General features: G+C 72.6%; 11 protein-coding genes. 5 read left to right on the forward strand and 6 right to left on the reverse strand.

Annotation, left to right across the window (positions count from 1 at the left end; translation table 11 throughout):
* Window positions 1–68 precede the first annotated feature (68 nt).
* Window positions 69–833, forward strand: coding sequence for an enoyl-CoA hydratase/isomerase family protein (locus ACIQPT_RS33325; protein ID WP_401161470.1), 765 nt, complete (start codon window positions 69–71; stop codon window positions 831–833).
* Window positions 834–851: 18 nt separating this feature from the next.
* Here the strand turns inward: ACIQPT_RS33325 and ACIQPT_RS33330 are convergent, their stop codons facing one another.
* Complete coding sequence (locus ACIQPT_RS33330) at window positions 852–1487, reverse strand: DJ-1/PfpI family protein (protein ID WP_401161472.1); 636 nt, start codon at window positions 1485–1487, stop codon at window positions 852–854.
* A gap of 44 nt (window positions 1488–1531) precedes the next feature.
* Window positions 1532–2503 (reverse strand): GlxA family transcriptional regulator, encoded by a 972-nt coding sequence (locus ACIQPT_RS33335; RefSeq protein ID WP_401161474.1) that lies wholly within the window; start codon window positions 2501–2503, stop codon window positions 1532–1534.
* A 127-nt stretch (window positions 2504–2630) separates the two neighbouring features.
* Between ACIQPT_RS33335 and ACIQPT_RS33340 the strand changes: the two genes are divergently transcribed.
* Together ACIQPT_RS33340 and ACIQPT_RS33345 are read left to right on the forward strand one after the other, a co-directional pair.
* Window positions 2631–3500: a hypothetical protein gene (locus ACIQPT_RS33340; protein ID WP_401161476.1), complete on the forward strand. Its 870-nt coding sequence runs from the start codon at window positions 2631–2633 to the stop codon at window positions 3498–3500.
* Window positions 3501–3692: 192 nt separating this feature from the next.
* Window positions 3693–6140: a Tex family protein gene (locus ACIQPT_RS33345; RefSeq protein ID WP_401161478.1), complete on the forward strand. Its 2448-nt coding sequence runs from the start codon at window positions 3693–3695 to the stop codon at window positions 6138–6140.
* A gap of 60 nt (window positions 6141–6200) precedes the next feature.
* Here the strand turns inward: ACIQPT_RS33345 and ACIQPT_RS33350 are convergent, their stop codons facing one another.
* Window positions 6201–7838: an ABC-F family ATP-binding cassette domain-containing protein gene (locus ACIQPT_RS33350; protein WP_401161479.1), complete on the reverse strand. Its 1638-nt coding sequence runs from the start codon at window positions 7836–7838 to the stop codon at window positions 6201–6203.
* Window positions 7839–7964: 126 nt separating this feature from the next.
* On the opposite strand from ACIQPT_RS33350, the gene ACIQPT_RS33355 reads away from it, so the two are divergent.
* Entirely contained in the window at window positions 7965–8888 is a 924-nt protein-coding gene (locus tag ACIQPT_RS33355; RefSeq protein WP_401161481.1) for an FAD-dependent oxidoreductase, read from the forward strand.
* Window positions 8889–9013: 125 nt separating this feature from the next.
* On the opposite strand, the gene ACIQPT_RS33360 is transcribed toward ACIQPT_RS33355, so the two are convergent.
* Together ACIQPT_RS33360 and ACIQPT_RS33365 are read right to left on the reverse strand one after the other, a co-directional pair.
* Window positions 9014–10780, reverse strand: coding sequence for a BCCT family transporter (locus tag ACIQPT_RS33360; protein ID WP_401161482.1), 1767 nt, complete (start codon window positions 10778–10780; stop codon window positions 9014–9016).
* Between the two features lie 73 nt (window positions 10781–10853).
* A complete protein-coding gene (locus tag ACIQPT_RS33365; protein ID WP_401161484.1) occupies window positions 10854–12239 on the reverse strand; it encodes a M14 family metallocarboxypeptidase in 1386 nt (461 codons plus the stop codon).
* A 251-nt stretch (window positions 12240–12490) separates the two neighbouring features.
* Between ACIQPT_RS33365 and ACIQPT_RS33370 the strand changes: the two genes are divergently transcribed.
* A complete protein-coding gene (locus tag ACIQPT_RS33370; RefSeq protein WP_401161486.1) occupies window positions 12491–14059 on the forward strand; it encodes a M1 family metallopeptidase in 1569 nt (522 codons plus the stop codon).
* Between the two features lie 42 nt (window positions 14060–14101).
* Here the strand turns inward: ACIQPT_RS33370 and ACIQPT_RS33375 are convergent, their stop codons facing one another.
* Window positions 14102–15091 (reverse strand): oxygenase MpaB family protein, encoded by a 990-nt coding sequence (locus ACIQPT_RS33375; protein WP_401161487.1) that lies wholly within the window; start codon window positions 15089–15091, stop codon window positions 14102–14104.
* Window positions 15092–15108 lie beyond the last annotated feature (17 nt).

The following is a 15108-nucleotide window of genomic DNA, read 5'->3' on the forward strand; positions in this document are numbered from 1 at the left end:
ACGGTGCGTGCCCGGTTCGCGACCCCTTCTTGATCATAGGTTCGAACCCCCCGGATAGCATCCGGCCCATGGACCGTACGGAACCCCGCCTGATCCCGTCCGTCGAGCGCGGCGTCGCCACCGTCGTGATCGCGAACCCCGCCAAGCGCAACGCGATGACCGCCGCGATGTGGCGGAGCCTGCCGGAGCTGCTGGAGCGGCTGGCGGCCGACCCGGCGGTCCGGGTCCTGGTGCTGACCGGGGCCGGGGACACCTTCTGCGCCGGGGCCGACATCTCCACGCTGCGGGAGGGCGCGGACACCGCCCAGGGCCTGGCGGTGGCGGCCGAGGAGGCGCTCGCCGCGTTCCCCCGTCCGACGCTGGCAGCGGTGCGCGGCTACTGCGTGGGCGGCGGCAGTCAGCTGGCCGCCGCCTGCGATCTGCGGTTCGCGGAGGAGGGGGCCTCCTTCGGGGTCACCCCGGCCAAGCTCGGCATCGTCTATCCCGCCTCCTCGACCCGGCGGCTGGTCGCCCTCGTCGGTCCGGGCACGGTCAAGCATCTGCTGTTCTCCGGCGAGCTGATCGACGCGGAACGGGCGCTGCGCACCGGCCTGGCCGACGAGGTGCTGCCCCCGGGCGGCCTGGACAAGCGGGTCGAGGAGTACGTACGGGTCCTGGCGTCCCGGTCCCAGCTGACCCAGGCCGCGGCGAAGGAGTTCGCCGCGGGCCGGACGGACCGGGACGCGCACTGGGCCGGTGAGGCGCGGGGCAGCGATGACACGGCGGAGGGCGTCGCCGCCTTCCTGGAGCGGCGCGCGCCCCGGTTCACCTACACCACCGGGCCCACCGGGTGACGCGGTGCGCCACGGGTCCTACCGCGTGACGTGACGGCTCTTGGCCCGCCACTCCTCGACCAGGGCCGCCGGGGCCTTCTCCGGCGAGCCGCAGTCGTACGGCGGCTGCGGGTCGTACTCCGTGAGCAGCTGAACCGTGCGCGCCGCGTCGTCGCCCGCGATCCGGCCGAGCAGGGTCAGCCCCATGTCGATGCCGGAGGAGACTCCGGCGGCGGTGACGTACTTGCCGTCGAGGACGACGCGTTCCCCGGTGGGCTCGACGCCGAACTCCTTGAGCACCTCCAGCGCCAGCCAGTGCGAGGTGGCCCGTCGGCCCTTCAGGAGTCCGGCCGCCGCGAGGAGCAGCGACCCGGTGCAGACCGAGGTGGTCCAGGTGCTGGTGGCGTCGACCGCGCGCAGCCAGCCGAGCAGGGCCTCGTTCGCCATCTGGTCGCTCTGGCCGGGGCCGCCCGGCACGATGACCAGATCGGGCGACGGCACCTCGGCGAGCGTCTTCTCCGCGACGAGTGCGAGGCTTCCGCTGTCGTTGCGGACGGGTCCGGTCCGTTCGGCGACGAAGACGGTCTCCGCGCCCGGAGCGCGGCTGAGGATCTCGTAGGGGCCCACCGCGTCCAGGGCGGTGAAACGGTCGAAGAGCAGGATGGCGATCTGCACGGGAGCTGCCTCTCGGTTCGGTCGGTGGTGGTGCCGTCGGTCGGTCAGGAGCCGGCCGCGGGGGTGCGGAAGCGGCGGCGGTATTCGGCCGGCGCCGTCGCGAGGGTCTTCACGAAGGCGCGGCGCATGGCCTCCGGGGTGCCGTAGCCGCTGGCGCGGGCGATCCGCTCGACGCCGTCGGCGGTGTCCTCCAGGAGTCGGCGGGCGTGTTCCAGACGGACACGCTCGACGTACCGGCCCGGGGTCGTGCCGGTCTCCGCGCGGAACGCCCGGGCGAAGTGCCGGGGCGAGAGCCGGGCGCGAGCCGCGAGGGCGTCGACCCCGAGGTCGGCGTCGGGGTGCTGGGCGATCCAGTGCTGGATCTCGCGCAGCGGTTCGCGCTGTGCGGTCTGGGCGCTGAGCTGGGCGCTGAACTGGGCCTGGTTGCCGGGGCGGCGCAGGAACACCACGAGGTGCCGGGCGATGTTCAGCGCGAGGTCCCGCCCGTGGTCCTCCTCCACGAGCGCGAGAGCCAGATCGATCCCCGCGGTGACGCCCGCCGAGGTGGCCAGCCTCCCGTCCCGTACGAAGATCGGCTCCGGATCGACCCGGACGGCCGGATGGTCGCGGGCCAGCCGCTCGCAGTAGTTCCAGTGGGTGGTGACCCGGTGCCCGTCCAGCAGGCCCGCCCCGGCCAGCAGCAGCGCCCCGGTGCACACGGAGACGAGCCGCTCCGCCCGTGGCGCGTGCTCCCGCAGCCAGTCGGTCAGCTCGGGGTGCGCGTCGCGGGTGCCGTGTCCGCCGGGCACCAGCAGGGTGTGCGGTACGGGTGCGTCGGCCAGGCTGCCGTCGGGCACCAGGGTCAGGCCGCAGGTGGACCGGACAGGGCCGCCGTCGAGCGAGGCGGTCCGCAGGTCGTAGGAGACCCCGGGCGACCGGGAGGCGCCCGCGAAGACCTCCATCGGGCCGCTCACGTCGAGGCTCTGGACGCCGTCGAAGAGGACGACGAGCACGGTTCGCTGCTTCACGTCCGCCATCCTGGGCGACGGGCGGAGATGGCCGCAATGACGAGTACCCCACCTTTCCTGCCATCACCCCGGCTGTGAGGATCGCCCCGCTCCCCCGGGGTTCCGCGTCGTACCGACCAGTCGGTAACGTGCCGGTATGAGTTCTCTCCCGGCCCGCGCGGAGCGCCGCTGCCACAACGCCGTCAACCCGCTGCACTCGTGTCTCTTCTTCTCCCCCGACCTGGGTACGGAGATGGCGAAGATCGGCATCGAGGACCCCAGTGCCGCCTACTTCGCGACCCGGGCCGCCGCGCTCGGCGCGGTGGGTGCGGGGACCGTCAGCGCCACCTTCTACAACTTCAACCCCGTGCTGGTGGCCCGTCATGTGCCCGCCGTCTGGGAGACCGCTTCTCCCGACGTGGTCCTCGGGGCCCGGCTGCGGGCGGCGGACGCCACGCTGCGACGGCTCCTCGGCGAGGAGATCATCGCCTCCGACGCGATGGCGGAGGCGGCCCGGCTCGCGCTGCGCGCCACCGAGGCCTGCACCCCGCACGCCCGCCCGCTGTACGCCGCGCACGCGGATCTGCCGGTGCCCGAGGAGCCGCACCTGGCGTTCTGGCACGCGGCGACCCTGCTGCGCGAGCACCGGGGCGACGCGCATCTCGCCGCCCTGCTCGCCGCCGGTCTGGACCCGCTGGAGTCGCTCGTCAGCCACACGGCGACCGGCAAGGGGATGGCGATCCGCTGGATCCTGTCCTCCCGCGGCTGGCGCCGCACCGACTGGGAGGCGGCCTCCGACCGGCTGCGGAAGCGCGGGCTGCTGGCCGACGGCGAGAAGCTGGCGCTGACCGAGGGCGGCACGGCGCTGCGCGCGGAGGTCGAGGAGGCGACGGACCGCATGGACACCGCCCCGTACGAACACCTGGGCGCGGAGGGCGTGGAGCGGCTCACCGAACTGGGACGCGGCTTCCTGTTCACGGCCGCCTCCGCGGGGGCGTTCCCGGCCTCGGCGACCGGCCAGGGCTGACGCCGGACCTTACGGAGCCCTCGCCCACGCCGGCGGGGGCTCCGGGCGTGTTGCCCGAGGTCACGCGACACGGCCCCCGGCCACGCGGCACAATGCAGGCCAGGGGGGATGCCCCCCGGCAAGCAAGAACGTGCTCATCGCGACCCGAGCACGGCCAGCACAGCCAGTACGAGAAGGCGAGTCGGGAAAACCGTGACGACGTCCATCGAAGGCAGGATCGCCGAGGAGCTCGGCGTACGTGAGCGACAGGTCAGGGCCGCCGTCGAGCTGCTCGACGGCGGATCGACCGTGCCGTTCATCGCGCGCTACCGCAAGGAGGCGACCGAATCCCTCGACGATGCGCAGCTGCGCACGCTGGAGGAACGGCTGCGCTATCTGCGGGAGCTGGAGGAGCGGCGTACGTCGATCCTGGAATCCGTACGCGAACAGGGCAAGCTCGACGCGGCGCTGGAGGCGAGCATCCGGGCCGCCGAGACCAAGGCGCGCCTGGAGGACATCTACCTGCCGTTCAAGCCGAAGCGGCGGACGAAGGCGCAGATCGCCCGGGAGGCCGGGCTCGAACCGCTGGCGGACGGGCTGCTCGGCGACCCGTCGGTCGATCCGCTCGCGGCGGCCGCCGCGTTCGTGGACGGCGACAAGGGCGTCGCGGACGCGGCCGCCGCGCTGGACGGCGCCCGGTCGATCCTCACCGAGCGGTTCTCCGAGGACGCCGACCTGACCGGCGAGCTGCGCGAGCGCATGTGGACGCGCGGCCGGCTGGCGGCGAAGGTGCGCGAGGGCCAGGAGGAGGCGGGCGCGAAGTTCGCCGACTACTTCGACTTCGCCGAGCCGTTCACCGCGCTGCCCTCGCACCGGGTGCTCGCGATGCTGCGCGGCGAGAAGGAGAACGTCCTCGACCTGGTCCTGGAACCGGAGGAGCCGGAGGCCGCCGAGAAGCCGGGCCCTTCCACGTACGAGAACATGATCGCCCGTCGCTTCGAGATCGCCGACCGGGGCCGCCCGGGCGACAAGTGGCTCGGCGACACCGTGCGTTGGGCATGGCGGACCCGGATCCAGGTGCACCTGGGCATCGATCTGCGGCTGCGGCTGCGCACGGCGGCGGAGGACGAGGCGGTACGGGTCTTCGCGTCGAACCTGCGCGATCTGCTGCTCGCCGCCCCGGCCGGCACGCGCGCCACCCTGGGCCTGGACCCCGGTTTCCGTACGGGGGTGAAGGTCGCGGTCGTCGACGCCACCGGCAAGGTGGTGGCCACCGATGTGATCCACCCGCACGTGCCCGCCAACAAGTGGGACCAGGCGCTGGCGAAGCTCGCGCATCTCGCGAAGGAGCACGCGGTCGACCTGGTCGCGATCGGCAACGGCACGGCGTCCCGCGAGACGGACAAGCTCGCCGGTGAACTGATCGACAAGCACCCGGAGTTGAAGCTCACCAAGGTGATGGTCTCGGAGGCGGGCGCCTCGGTGTACTCCGCCTCCGCGTTCGCCTCGCAGGAACTGCCCGACATGGACGTGTCGTTGCGCGGCGCGGTCTCCATCGCGCGGCGGCTCCAGGACCCGCTGGCCGAGCTGGTGAAGATCGACCCGAAGTCGATCGGTGTCGGCCAGTACCAGCACGACCTGTCCGAGGTGAAGCTGTCCCGTTCGCTGGACGCGGTCGTCGAGGACTGTGTGAACGGCGTCGGTGTGGACGTCAACACCGCGTCCGCGCCGCTGCTTTCACGGGTCTCGGGGATCAGCTCGGGGCTCGCCGAGAACATCGTGACGCACCGGGACACCAACGGCCCCTTCCGCTCCCGCAAGGCGCTGAAGGACGTGGCGCGGCTCGGCCCGAAGGCGTACGAGCAGTGCGCGGGCTTCCTGAGGATCCGGGGCGGCGACGACCCGCTGGACGGCTCCAGCGTGCACCCCGAGGCGTACCCCGTTGTGCGACGGATGGGGAAGACGGCGGGCGGCGAGGTGGCCTCGCTGATCGGCAACGCGGAGGCCCTGCGGTCGCTGCGCGCCGCGGACTTCGTGGACGACATGTTCGGGCTGCCGACGGTGACGGACATCCTCAAGGAGCTGGAGAAGCCGGGCCGCGACCCACGCCCCGCTTTCCGCACGGCGACCTTCAAGGAGGGTGTCGAGAAGCTCGGCGACCTGGAGCCCGGCATGGTGCTGGAGGGCGTCGTGACGAACGTGGCCGCCTTCGGCGCGTTCGTCGACATCGGCGTTCACCAGGACGGTCTGGTGCATGTCTCGGCGCTGTCGAAGACGTTCGTGAAGGACCCGCGGGACGTCGTGAAGCCCGGGGACATCGTGAAGGTCAAGGTCATGGACGTCGACGTGCCGCGCAAGCGGATCTCGCTGACGCTGCGTCTTGACGACGAGCCCGGCGCGGGCGGCGGTTCCGGCGGCGGGCAGCAGGGCCGCGGCGAGCGGGGCGGCCGTCCTCCGAAGCAGCGCCAGGGCCAGGGCCAGCCGTCCGGTGGCGGTCAGGGCCGGCAGGGCGGCGGCGGCCGGGACCGGCGCGGCGGTGGCGGCGGCGGTGGATCCCGGCAGGGCCAGGGGGCTCCGGCTCCGGCGAACAGCGCGATGGCGGACGCGCTGCGGCGGGCCGGGCTGACCGACCCGAAGCAGGGCGGCGGCCGGGGGCGCTGAGGTGGATCGCGGTGGGGGCGGATCGCCGTGTGCGGCCCGCCCCCACCGCCGCGGTTCCGCTCAGACTTCCTTGACCTGGCCGTCGGCCACTTCGATGCGGCGAGTCGTCCGGACCGCCTCCAGCATCCGCCGGTCGTGCGTGACCAGCAGCAGAGTGCCCGTGTACGTCTCCAGGGCCGCTTCCAGCTGCTCGATGGCGGGCAGGTCGAGGTGGTTCGTCGGCTCGTCGAGCACCAGGAGATTGACGCCCCGGCCCTGGAGCAGGGCGAGGGCCGCACGGGTGCGTTCGCCCGGGGACAGGCTGGTCGCGGGCCGCATCACATGGTCGGCGCGGAGGCCGAACTTGGCGAGCAGGGTGCGGACTTCGGCCGGCTCGGTGTCCGGAACCGCCGCGCAGAACGCGTCGAGCAGCGACTGCGCGCCGAGGAACAGCTTGCGGGCCTGGTCCACTTCGCCGACGACGACGCCCGAACCGAGCGTGGCGTTGCCGGAGTCCAGCGGCAGCCGCTCCAACAGGGCTGCCAGCAAAGTGGACTTGCCCGCGCCGTTGGCTCCGGTGATGGCGACCCGGTCCGCCCAGTCGATCTGGAGCGAGGCGGGGCCGAAGGAGAAGTCGCCGCGCACCACCCGGGCCTCGCGCAGGGTCGCGACGACGGCCCCGGAGCGCGGGGCGGAGGCGATCTCCATCCGCAGCTCCCACTCCTTGCGCGGCTCCTCGACGACATCGAGACGCTCGATCATGCGCTGGGTCTGCCGGGCCTTCGCGGCCTGCTTCTCGCTGGCCTCGCTGCGGGCGTTACGGCCGAGCTTGTCGCCGTCGGTGGCCTTGCGGCGGGCGTTCTTGACGCCCTTGTCCATCCAGGAGCGCTGCATATGGCCACGCGCCTCGAGGGACGCCTTCTTGTCGGCGTACTCCTCGAAGCCCTCGCGGGCGTGCCGGCGGGCGGTCTCCCGCTCCTCCAGGTAGGCCGCGTAGCCACCGCCGTACAGGTTGATCTGCTGCTGGGCGAGGTCCAGCTCCAGCACCTTGGTGACCGTGCGCATCAGGAACTCGCGGTCGTGGCTGATGACGACGGTGCCCGCGCGCAGGCCGGACACGAAGCGCTCCAGGCGCTCCAGGCCATCCAGGTCGAGGTCGTTGGTGGGCTCGTCGAGCAGGAAGACGTCGTAGCGGGACAGGAGCAGCGAGGCGAGTCCGGCACGAGCCGCCTGTCCGCCGGAGAGCGCGGTCATGGGCCGGTCGAGGCCCACGGTCAGGCCCAGCTCGGCGGCGACCTGCTCGGCCCGCTCCTCCAGGTCCGCGCCGCCGAGGGCGAGCCAGCGCTCCAGGGACTCGGAGTACGCGTCGTCCGCGCCGGGGGCGCCCGCGACGAGGACCTCGGTGGCCTCGTCCATGGTGCGCTGGGCGTCGGCGACGCCGGTGCGGCGGGCGAGGAACGCGGCCACGGTCTCACCGTCGCGCCGCTCGGGCTCCTGCGGGAGGTGGCCGACGGTGGCGGTGGGCGGGGAGAGCCGCAGCTCGCCCTCCTCCGGGCGGTCGAGCCCGGCGAGCAGCCGGAGCAGGGAGGATTTGCCGGCGCCGTTGACTCCGACGAGACCGATCACGTCACCGGGGGCGACGACGAGGTCGAGCCCGGCGAAGAGCGTGCGGTCGCCGTGTCCGGCGGCGAGGTCCTTGGCGACAAGAGTGGCAGTCATCAGGGTCCCGATCCTAGTCTCCGTCGCTCCATGCCCCTCGCCCCGCTGCCCCTGGCCTCGGGTTTCCGGTTTCGGTTAGCGTCCGGGCAGCGACGGACGCGTACCGAGGGGACAGGAGTGACCGTGATGACGGATGTGATCGTGGTGGGCGGCGGGGTCATCGGGCTCACCACCGCCGTGACCCTGGCGGAGCGCGGGCTGCGGGTGCGGGTCTGGTCGCGCGATCCGGCCGGGGCGACGACGTCGGCGGTGGCGGGGGCCCTGTGGTGGCCGTACCGGATCGAGCCGGCGGAGCGGGTGGGCGACTGGTCGCTGGAGACGCTCGCGGTGTACGAGGAGCTGTCGGGCGCACCGGAGGAGACCGGCGTACGGCGGGTGGCGGGGCTGCACGCCGGGGAGCGGTTCGCGGCGCTGGGCGGCTGGGCGGCGGAGCTGAAGGACGCGGTGGAGGTGCCCGAGGGGCTGCGGGTGACGCTGCCGCTGCTGGACATGCCCGTCCATCTGGCGTGGCTGGAGCGACGGCTGGTGGCGGCGGGCGGCGCGGTGGAGCGGCGGGCGGTGGCGGGGTTCGGCGAGGCGGCGGAGCGGAGCCCGGTGGTGGTGAACTGCACGGGCCTCGGGGCGCGCGAGCTGGTGCCCGACGCCGGGGTGCGGCCGGTGCGGGGGCAGCTGGTCGCGGTGGAGAACCCGGGGATCGAGGAGTGGTACACGGAGGCGGATCCGGCGTCGGCCGCGACGACGTACTTCTTCCCGCAGCCGGGCCGGCTGGTGCTGGGCGGTACGGCCGAGGCGGACGACCCGCGCACCGAGCCCGACCCGGGGACGGCTCGGGAGATCGTGGCGCGGTGCGCCCGGATCCGGCCGGAGATCGCCGGAGCCCGGGTGCTCGGGCACCGGGTGGGGCTGCGGCCGGCGCGGGAGGCCGGGGTGCGGATCGAGGCGGAGGCGCTGCCGGGCGGCGGCCTGCTGGTGCACAACTACGGGCACGGCGGCGCGGGTGTGACCGTGGCCTGGGGGTGTGCTCGGGCGGCGGCGGCGCTGGTGGGCTGAGCCGAACCGGCCGACGGCGCACAGCGGCCGACGGCACCGGAGCCCGCGACCGGTCGACGGTCGCGGGCTCCGGGTGGACGTACGGTTCTGCGGTTCTGCGGTTCTGCGGTTGTGCGGTGCCGCGGTCAGTCGGAGGGGCGCTTCTCCGTGGCCGTGGAACCCGATCCGGTGGCGTCGGGCTTGTGACGCTCGTCCGTGATCGTCGCGGTCCCGGGGCCGATGCGGATCTCGAAGTCGCCGTCGTACTTGGCGTGTCCCTCGATCACCGCGGACTCGACCGCCTCCACGCCGAATTCCTGCCGGACGATCTGCGGGTCCTTGCGCAGGTCCCGCATCAGGGCCACGCACATGCCGATCATCACGACCGCGAAGGGGGCGGCCACCAGGATGGTGAGGTTCTGCAGCCCTTGGAGCGCGTTGTCCTTGCCGTCGCCGATGAGCAGCATGATCGCGGCCACGGCTCCGGTCACGACACCCCAGAAGATGACGACCCACTTGCTCGGTTCGAGGACGCCCTTCTGCGAGAGGGTGCCCATGACGATCGAGGCGGCGTCCGCGCCGGATACGAAGAAGATGCCGACCAGGACCATCACGAGGATGCTCGTGAGCGTGGCGATCGGGAACTCCTGGAGGACGCCGAACAGCTGCGCCTCCGGGGTGTCGGCGCCGGTGAGCTTCCCGGCCTCGTCCAGCTTCATGGCCGAGCCGCCGAAGACGGCGAACCAGATCAGGCTGACCGTGCTGGGCACCAGGATGACGCCGCCGACGAACTGACGGATCGTCCGGCCGCGGCTGATCCTGGCGATGAACATGCCGACGAAGGGCGTCCAGGAGATCCACCAGGCCCAGTAGAAGACCGTCCAGCCGCCGAGCCAGTCGGCCACGTCACCGCCGCCGGTCGCCTCGGTGCGTCCCGCGAGCTGCCCCAGGTCGGTGATGTACGCGCCGAGGGACGTGGGCACCAGGTCGAGCACGAAGATCGTGGGACCGGCGATGAAGACGAACAGGACGAGCAGCAGGGCCAGCACCATGTTGATGTTGGACAGCCACTGGATGCCCTTCTCGACCCCGGAGACCGCGGAGGCGACGAAGGCGACGGTCAGCACGGCGATGATCGCGACGAGAAGTCCGGTGCCGGCCTTCTGCAGCCAGTCCAGCTCCTGGATGCCGCTGCCGATCTGGAGCGCGCCGAGGCCCAGCGAGGCCGCCGAGCCGAACAGGGTGGCGAAGATGGCCAGGATGTCGATGACGCGGCCGACGCCGCCGTACGCGTGGCGCTTGCCGATCAGCGGCTCGAAGACGGCGCTGATCGTCTGCCGCCTGCGCATCCGGTAGGCGCTGTAGGCGATGGCGAGCCCGACCACCGCGTAGATGGCCCACGGGTGCAGCGTCCAGTGGAAGAGCGTGGTGGCCATGGCCGTCTGCATGGCCTCGGCCGCGTCGGCGGGGTCGGTGCCCGGCGGTGGGTTCCGGAAGTGGGCGAGGGGTTCGCTCACGCCCCAGAACATCAGCCCGATGCCCATGCCGGCGCTGAACATCATCGCGATCCAGGAGATGGTCCGGAACTCCGGCTCCTCACCCTCCTGGCCGAGGCAGATCTTGCCGTAGCGGCTGATGGCCAGCCACAGGGCGAAGATGACGAAGGCCGACGCGGCCAGTATGAAGGCCCAGCCACCGTTGTGGATCAGCCCCTTGAGCAGCCTGCCCGACACGCTCTCCAGGGAGTCGGTGGCGGTCGCACCCCAGACGACGAAGGCGAGGGTGAACACCGCCGTGACGCCGAACACCACCCTGTCGGTGGTCGGACTCCTGGTGCTTACCGGATCAGGGGGAAGATCCGCCGTGACCGACAGCCCTTCCCGCCCGTCCGTTGTCTGGTCGTCCTGGGACACTAATGGCACCTTTCACCGAGTCTGAAAAACGCTCTCCGTAGGCAGTACCACACCTGCCCCGGATCTCGAAGGATCAACAAGCAGTTCTGGCTTGACCGTTTGTGAGGTGATATGTCGCTCGCTGATCGAGTAGCAGCGGGATCAGGCTACGAGCCGACTGGCGCAGGGGCACAAACGCGCCATCCTTCTCCGGGCGGGCCCTGACGCCGTGCAGGGCCAGCTCGTCCTTCACCTCCGCGTACTGGGCCGCGTCCAGCCGGTAGCCGCACGGCGGGTCGGCGAGGATCTCGTGGGGCTCGGCCGGGTCGTTGTCGGCGCCGCCGAGATACACGGGCCCCCGGTCGGCCAGGCCGGTCAGCCGCGAGAGGGCGGTGGCGCCGCGGAGCCGGGCGCGCTGCTCGTCGGTGAAGTCGAAGAGGCCGCCGAGCGCGGTCCGCTGGGAGTGCACCCTGCGCCGGTGGTTGAGCGCCGGATCGTCCTTCTCCGCGTCGCTCAGCGCGTCGACCCGGGATTCGATGAGCAGGCCGACGGCGTGCTTGAGGCCGGAGGTGTTGCGCAGGATGCGCTCCTGGCCGTCGCCGGCGACCTGCTTGATCGGCTCCCCGGTGGCCGGGTCGGTCCAGATGCCGTAGTGGCCGCTGCTGTAGCCGCCCGCCGTCGCGGCCGGACGGACATAGCGCTCGGAGAGGGTGCGCGAGGCGTCGTGGACCCGGTCGTCGACGTTGAGGTTGCGCGGCCACAGGGCGAACAGGTCCTTGTCGTAGTACGGCGGGGTCGCGCCGTACTCGTGCAAGTCGTAGATCACGTGCGGTCGTTCGTCGCGTACGACGGCGGCGACGGCCCGCGCCTCGGCGGTCTCCAGGGCGATGTGGTCGCGGTTGACGTCGATGCCGTCGGCGTTCCCGCGGGTGTCGGCGGCGCGTCCGTCGGGGTTGGCCGTGGGCAGCACCAGCAGGGTCGTACGGGCCAGGAAGGCGCGGGTCGCGCGGTCCTCGGCGTACGCCAGGTCGCGGATCGTGGTCAGACAGGCCTCGCGTCCGGCGGGCTCGTCGCCGTGCTGACTGCAGATCAGCAGCACCGTGGTGGCGCCGGGGCGCTCCGGGCCGACGCGTACGAGGCGGAGCGGGCGGCCCTGTTCGGTCGTGCCGATCCGGTCCACGGAGACCTGGTCGCTCCCCCGGTCCACCGCGGCGAGGAAGGCCCGCTCCTCCGCCTCGCCGGTCCAGCGGGCCCCCTCGCTCGTCTCGAACCCGGTGCGCGGCGGGCGGTGCGCCGCCTCGGCGGGAGCGATGGCGAACGGGAGGGCCAGCGCGGCGAGCGTCGCCGCCACGGCGGTCCTGCGCATCACCCTCGTACCCCGGCGCGAGGGCGCGGACTCCGGCCGGGCCGGGCCGGCGACCGGCGCGAGCCACGGGTGCGGGCTGAGCATGCGGAGTGCGCGAGCGACGCGATGGGTCATCGGCGGCTGCCTCCCGGGCATGTGGGGCGGGCACCGTGACGCCCGTAGGGCCCCTCGGCGATGTGCGGACGTTACACCGGTCAACTCCTGTGCAACAGGGGGCGATCACTGCCGACCGTACGGCCGACCGTGACGACGGAATGGCGATCGTGTGACAGGAGTGCCCGGAATAGCACGTCCTGCTCCGGCGCGCGCATAGCCTCGTGACGACCGGTCGGAAGATCATCCGTCCCGACTATTTGGAGCTTGTTGTGCACCGCAGATTCATCGTCCCCAGCGCACTGGCGGCCACCCTTCTGCTGGCGATCCCGGCAGCGGCCGCACCGGGCACCGTGGGCGCCCCGGGTATCGGCGACCCCTACTACCCGGCCAGCGGAAACGGCGGCTACGACGTCTCCCACTACGACCTGCGGCTGAAGTACCAGCCGGCGACCGACCTGCTGGAGGGCACGGCGACGATCCTCGCCACCACCACGCAGGAACTGTCCCGCTTCAACCTCGACTTCGGACTCGACGTCTCCGAGGTGCGGGTCAACGGCAAGAAGGCCCGCTTCGCCACGAGCGGCGACCACGAGCTGGAGGTCACACCGGCGGAGGCCCTGCCGCAGGGCAGGAGCGTCTCGGTGGTGGTCCGGTACGCCGGGAAGCCCTCCGAGCTGAAGATCGGCGGCTGGACCGCCTGGGCCCGGACCCCGGACGGCGGTGTCGCCGCGCAGGAGCCGGAGTCGGCCGTGTGGTGGTACCCGAGCAACGACCACCCGCTGGACAAGGCCACCTACGACGTATCGGTCTCGGTGCCGGACGGCACCCAGGCGATCAGCAACGGGGTGCTCCAGTCGCAGAGCTCGAAGCTCGGCTGGACCCGGTTCGACTGGCGCTCCGACAAGCCGCAGGCGACCTATCTGACGACGCTCGCCATCGGCAAGTTCGACATCACCACGGACAGAACGACGGACGGCCTGCCGGTCCTGAACGCCTACAGCAAGGACCTGGGCGCCAACGCCGGTGCGGCCCGCGCGAGCATCGAGCGGACCACCGAGGTCGCCGAGTGGCTGACCGAGGTGTTCGGCCCGTATCCGTTCAACGCGCTGGGCGGATACGTGCCCAACGTGACGAGCGGCTTCGCCCTGGAGACCCAGACCAGGCCCTTCTACAGCCCGAAGCAGTTCGCCAACGGCGCCAACGTCTCGGTCGTCGTCCATGAGCTGGCCCACCAGTGGTACGGCGACAGCGTCTCGGTCGACGGCTGGAAGGACATCTGGATCAACGAGGGCTTCGCCCGCTACAGCCAGTGGCTCTGGTCGGAGAAGGAGGGCGAGGGCACCGCGCAGGAGCTGGCGGACTACACGTACGCCCAGCACCCCGCCGACGACCCGTTCTGGAACGTGAAGCCGGGCGACCCGGGCCCGGACAACCAGTTCGACATCGCCGTGTACGACCGGGGCGCGCTGGCACTCCAGGCGCTGCGCAACGAGGTCGGCGACGACACCTTCTTCGAGCTGCTGAAGGGCTGGCCGGCCGAGCACGCGTACGGCAACGCGAACGTGGGCGACTTCGTCCGGTACGCGGAGCGGGTCTCGGGCAAGCCGCTCGCCACGCTCTTCGACACCTGGCTCTACAAGCCGGCGCGACCGGCGCTCCCGGCGGCGGCCGACGCGGGTCTCGCCGAGGCGGCGCTGTCGGCACGCTCGGCGGCGCGGGTCGAGCGGCCCGCGTCCTGGAAGAAGATCGCGGCGACGAACACGGTGCACGACCACGGTGACCAGGGCGATCACGCGGCTTCCGCGGACCGTTCCGAGGGCGGCCACGAGCACCGCTGACCGTCGTACGCACGGACGCCGGGGCCGTCGGAGCGGCGAGGTTCAGCTGCTCCGACGGCCCCGGCTGCCGCGTACCGGTGTCCGCACGGCGGCGCGGGCCGCCCGGGCCCGGGGCAGATAGCGCAGCCGGTCCGGGAGGGCGGGGACGACGACCCGCAGCACCGCGCACATCCGGCGCAGGCGCTTCTCCTGGTCGTCGGTCCACGGCAGGCCGATGGCGTCGCGGGCGGCGGGCGGCATGAAACCGATGGTGACGAACCGCCGGAAGCGGGCCAGCGGCGGCAGCAGCACCGGCCACAGCGCCCGCAGCAGCAGCCGGAGCGGCCACGGTCCCCGGTCCGGCGGGGGTACGGGCTGGTCGACGTCGACCAGCTCACGCACGACGGGGGTCGCCTCGATCTCCCCGGCGAGCATCTTTTCCCAGTACGGCCAGAACTCCTCGATGGTTTGGGGCATGTCCCGGTCGTGGATGCCGAGGATCCGGCCGACCTGGAGCCACTCCGCGTACAGGGCGCGCTCCTGGGCGGGGCTCATGGGCCGGATGAGATAGCGGGCCGCGTGCTGGTGGACGGGGAAGCCGGTGGCGTGCACCCAGGCGTAGTTGGCGGGCGTCAGGGCGTGGTAGGGGCGGCCCCGGGTGTCGGTGCCCTGGATGGTGCGGTGCAGCCGGCGCAGTCGGCGGCCCTCCTCGGCCGCCTCCGCCCCGCCGTAGACCCAGAGCTGGAGCGAGCGCAGCGAGCGTTCGCCGCGCCCCCACGGGTCCGTGCGGAAGACGGAGTGCTCGTCGACCCCGGCGCCGACGGCGGGGTGGGCGACCTGGAGGGTGAGGGCAGCGGGCAGCATCAGCAGGGAGCGGATGTCGCCGGACAGGCTCCAGAGCACACCGCCGGGCGGGGGCGGCTCGGGGTCCCCGGCGCCGCCGGACGGACGCGGCCCGGGGTCCCTCGCGGCGCCGGACGGACGCGGCTCAGGATCTCTCGCGCCGCCGGACGAAGGCGGCCCGGGGTCTCTCGCGTCCTTCGCGCTGCTCATCCGGTGCTCCCGCGGTC

Origin of the sequence: Streptomyces sp. NPDC091289, from assembly GCF_044757365.1 — a bacterium.
In the GTDB taxonomy this organism is placed as follows: Bacteria; Actinomycetota; Actinomycetes; order Streptomycetales; family Streptomycetaceae; genus Streptomyces.

Bases quoted from the DNA above. Each gene is read 5' to 3' on its own strand.
- ACIQPT_RS33325 (WP_401161470.1), top strand. From the start codon at position 69: ATGGACCGTACGGAACCCCGCCTGATCCCGTCCGTCGAGCGCGGCGTC.
- ACIQPT_RS33335 (WP_401161474.1), bottom strand. From the start codon at position 2,503: ATGGCGGACGTGAAGCAGCGAACCGTGCTCGTCGTCCTCTTCGACGGC.
- ACIQPT_RS33340 (WP_401161476.1), top strand. From the start codon at position 2,631: ATGAGTTCTCTCCCGGCCCGCGCGGAGCGCCGCTGCCACAACGCCGTC.
- ACIQPT_RS33350 (WP_401161479.1), bottom strand. From the start codon at position 7,838: ATGACTGCCACTCTTGTCGCCAAGGACCTCGCCGCCGGACACGGCGAC.
- ACIQPT_RS33355 (WP_401161481.1), top strand. From the start codon at position 7,965: ATGACGGATGTGATCGTGGTGGGCGGCGGGGTCATCGGGCTCACCACC.
- ACIQPT_RS33365 (WP_401161484.1), bottom strand. From the start codon at position 12,239: ATGACCCATCGCGTCGCTCGCGCACTCCGCATGCTCAGCCCGCACCCG.
- ACIQPT_RS33375 (WP_401161487.1), bottom strand. From the start codon at position 15,091: ATGAGCAGCGCGAAGGACGCGAGAGACCCCGGGCCGCCTTCGTCCGGC.